4 protein-coding genes are annotated in these 3,032 nt (G+C 62.7%); 1 reads left to right on the top strand and 3 read right to left on the bottom strand.

Going from position 1 to position 3,032, the window contains the following annotated elements; translation table 11 throughout:
* On the bottom strand, window positions 1–673 hold a 673-nt coding region (locus tag PH551_RS32620; protein ID WP_285196392.1), incomplete at its 3' end, for a GGDEF domain-containing protein.
* 191 nt (window positions 674–864) lie between these two features.
* Window positions 865–1,767 carry a hypothetical protein gene (locus PH551_RS32615; protein ID WP_285196391.1) on the bottom strand — a complete coding sequence of 301 codons (903 nt, stop codon included), beginning with the start codon at window positions 1,765–1,767 and terminating at the stop codon, window positions 865–867.
* A gap of 135 nt (window positions 1,768–1,902) precedes the next feature.
* Between PH551_RS32615 and PH551_RS32610 the strand changes: the two genes are divergently transcribed.
* The gene (locus PH551_RS32610; protein WP_285196389.1) at window positions 1,903–2,604 is read left to right on the top strand and encodes an endonuclease/exonuclease/phosphatase family protein; all 702 of its coding nucleotides are present in this window, start codon (window positions 1,903–1,905) and stop codon (window positions 2,602–2,604) included.
* Between the two features lie 48 nt (window positions 2,605–2,652).
* Here the strand turns inward: PH551_RS32610 and PH551_RS32605 are convergent.
* Window positions 2,653–3,032, bottom strand: a 380-nt coding sequence (locus PH551_RS32605) for a GGDEF domain-containing protein (protein ID WP_285196343.1), incomplete at its 5' end; no start/stop codon positions are given.

Below are 3,032 nucleotides of genomic sequence, written 5' to 3'. Positions count from 1 at the left end.
CTGTCAGCATGCGCTCGACCATGGCAAGCGCGTCTTCCGGGCCGGTGGCCGGCATGACGAGCAGGAATTCTTCGCCGCCGACCCGGCCGAAACAATCGCTGCGGCGGACATTCTGGTGGATGCGGTGGGCGAAATCGCGCAGCACGAGATCGCCGGCGTGGTGGCCGAGCCGGTCGTTGATGCGTTTGAAATTATCGATGTCGAAGACGGCAAGGCAGCCGCTGCTGCCATGACGGGCGGCTTCAAGCATGTCTTCGACGCGCGCCATGACGAAGCGGCGGTTGGCGACGCCGGTGAGTTCGTCGGTGTAGGAGGCCTTGATCGCCTGGTCGCGATCCTGCCGGACAGTGCGGCCATGGACCCTGAGACGGGTGATGTCGCTGGCGATGCAGAGCATCCAGCCGTTCTTCTGCACCGCCTCGGTCATCCACAGCCAGCGGCCATCGGAAAGATCCGTCTCGAAGGCGCGATAGCCGATCTTGCCGCGGCGCGACTGGGTGGAGCGCAGCCATTCCTCGAAATTATCCGTGCGGATAACGGTGCCGCGGCCGAGATCGAAATTGCGCCGCATCAGATCCGGCCAGAGCGGCGTTTCCTCCGGCTCGATGAAATAGGCCGAGCGGAAGGCGCTGTTGGCATAGCGCAGCCGGTCATCGCCATCATAGACCGCCATCGCAGTGGGCGCCGTCGCATACTATTCGCCCACCCAAGAGCGAGGCCCCTGCGCAGGATTCCCGCCTGACGACGTAACCGCTTCCGCAGAATCCAGAGTATGGACATCTTTCTTGTCGTCGGCGCTGGAACGACCTCCCTCGAAGATCCGCAGCACAAATCCACCGAGAGACACCCCCCGCCCTTCGCCCCTCAATCGGCGATCAGCGCATAATCCTCATCCGCAAGCTCGAATCTCGGCAGCGTCTGCGGCAGATCATTGATCCCGTACATTTCCGTTATGATCGGGCTTTCGCCGATGATCACGGAGCCGCAGGGTGGGCCGTCGGGCTGGAAGATGGTGATCACGTCGGTCAGTTGCCAGCGCAGCACCAGGCAGGCCTGATCGGTATAGGGATTGGTCAGTTCGTCGGCGAAATAGGCGGTGTTCTGCTCGCTCACCGTCACTTGCTGGAAGGAGCGCGAGGTCATGCTCAGGCTCGATGACACGCTTGCCGAGAACGGCCCGAAACCGACGTTCGCGTTCATGCCGAGGCTCGCCGCCAGGGTGCTTTCGTGGGTGGAAGTCTCCTGCCGGCCTGTGGTCACCGTGGTGGTGATCGTCTTTTTCTCGCCGGGCGCCAGGGTGCAGGAATCCCCCTGCCGATCCCAGAATTGTTCGCGCAGGACGGCGTTGCCGTTGGCAAGCGTGGAGCACCCCACCAGCACACGCGGGGAATCGGGCGGGACAAGCATGGTTGCTGTGGGCTGCGGCACAGGTCCGATGTCATTAGGCGAAGTCAGCAGCATGTAGTTGGCGGTGACGATGTCGCCTTCAGTTTGCATTATGATCGAGCACATATAGGAGCCCGTCTGCGCTGCCTGCAGGATGCAGATATCATCCTGAATGAAGACCAGCTGACCGGGATATCCCGGAGCGAGGTAGGTCTTGCTTGCGGGCGAGAGCACGGAGCTGAGATAGATGGGGATGTCAAAGCCGTTGATGACAGTGAATCCTCCGACCGGCGGCGGCGGGGCGTCCGAGGTTGCCCCCGAATGCAGATTGGCCGGCAAGGGCCAGCTGCTGTACAGCGTTTTCCGATAAAGCGAGCGCATGCATCACCTCCGTTGCCTTTTCAGATAAACAACCATATATTGCATTTAATTGCAACACTACCTGAGTTAGCAACGATGAGGATTGTCGGCATCAATATGCAAGGCTCGAACGTGGGGACGGGCCAGAGCAAGTTCGTGGGAGTGATTTCACAATTCTTCCTCGACCGCAGGGTGGCAGCCGACATCGTCTGCATTCAGGAAGCCGGGCCGTCTCCGCCGACCGGCGGCTCCTTTACCGCATACAATCCCGCCAACTATCCGCCCTGGCTCGGAGGGGTGGCGCCGCCGCCTGCGGCGCTGATGTTCATCGGCAGCTGGGCTGTCGGGAGGGAGCCTCTGATCGTCAAGGTCTTTTGGCTGCAGACCGATCCGGGCGGCAATCGCTGCAATCTCTGCATCTGCATCCGCGACAGCATCGAAACTCCGCATCTGATCTACATCCCCCCCGCCGGCGCCGCGTCATCGCGCGGCGCGATCGGATTTGAAGTCAGGCTGACGGGCGGCGCCATTCGCCGCATCTATACGCTACATGCTTTGAGCGGCGGCGGGGCCGACGCCCCCGCTCTTATGGCCGGCATATCAGTCGCCCCATTGGCCCCGGGGGCTGCGGCACCACCACCCTGGATTGCGGTCGGCGACTACAACCGCGCTCCGTCGCCGGCAGCATGGCCCGTGCCGCCCCCCGGCACTATTTGCCCGCCCAACACAGCGACATTGCCTTCTCATGATTCGAAGCTGGATTATGCCATCTGCTCACCTGGGCTGGGCCCCGCGACGGTCATCGTCCAGCCCGCGGGAAGCGTCTCCGATCATCAGTATATCGTCTGCGATGTTTAGGGGCGCGGCTGAGTTCGGAGCCCGCGGAACTGAGCCAGCATCAGCGCCCTACGCCGCCCTTACCCGATCCCGGCCGCTCATCTTCGCGTCATACAACGCCTGATCCGCCCGCCGATAAAGCTCGGACGCACTGTCCGTCGGCACGCACGCGGCGATCCCAGCGGAGCAGGTGTAGCTGAAGTCGGGAGAGTCCGGCAGCGGCCGGGAGAAGCGGATCACTGTCAGCATGCGCTCGACCATGGCAAGCGCGTCTTCCGGGCCGGTGGCCGGCATGACGAGCAGGAATTCTTCGCCGCCGACCCGGCCGAAACAATCGCTGCGGCGGACATTCTGGTGGATGCGGTGGGCGAAATCGCGCAGCACGAGATCGCCGGCGTGGTGGCCGAGCCGGTCGTTGATGCGTTTGAAATTATCGATGTCGAAGACGG

Source organism: Rhizobium atlanticum (genome assembly GCF_030182485.1).
Classification (GTDB): domain Bacteria; phylum Pseudomonadota; class Alphaproteobacteria; order Rhizobiales; family Rhizobiaceae; genus Rhizobium.
This window is presented reverse-complemented; position numbering and strand designations above follow the sequence as displayed.

Coding starts and splice junctions, on each gene's coding strand:
- PH551_RS32615 (WP_285196391.1), bottom strand. CDS start 1,767: ATGCGCTCGCTTTATCGGAAAACGCTGTACAGCAGCTGGCCCTTGCCG.